Source organism: Mesorhizobium sp. M8A.F.Ca.ET.208.01.1.1, assembly GCF_004791315.1.
Taxonomy (GTDB): domain Bacteria; phylum Pseudomonadota; class Alphaproteobacteria; order Rhizobiales; family Rhizobiaceae; genus Mesorhizobium.
The window spans coordinates 1-281 of record NZ_SRUT01000421.1 but is presented as its reverse complement, the minus strand read 5'-3'; the positions used below and the strand labels follow the sequence as shown (position 1 = coordinate 281).

Here is a 281-nt window from a genome sequence, read left to right as displayed (position 1 = left end):
CTGGAAATGAGAGCGGCAGCAACGTATCGTCGGTCATGGCGGGTGTGGCTCGCGAGACGTGGTGGCAGGGCTGGCTTAGACAACCGAATCCTACGCCAAATCAATCGCTTAGGCTACATCCGCCAACCTCTCAGACGGGTCGTCGTGCATAAGACGGGCTAGCTTCTTCTTGGCATTGTCCAAATGAAAAGCGATCGTGCGTGGCTTGATACCCAAGATGCGGCCGGTCACCCAGGCTGAATTACCCCGCGCTGCCCACCTCAGGCACTCATATTCGCGGG

The 281-nt window shown here is 58.0% G+C and carries 1 protein-coding gene; it reads right to left on the bottom strand.

What is annotated here, in order from left to right; all coding sequences use genetic code 11:
- Positions 1–108 precede the first annotated feature (108 nt).
- Positions 109–281 (bottom strand): helix-turn-helix domain-containing protein (locus EN851_RS35925; protein ID WP_135931145.1); only part of this gene is annotated, 173 nt, incomplete at its 5' end.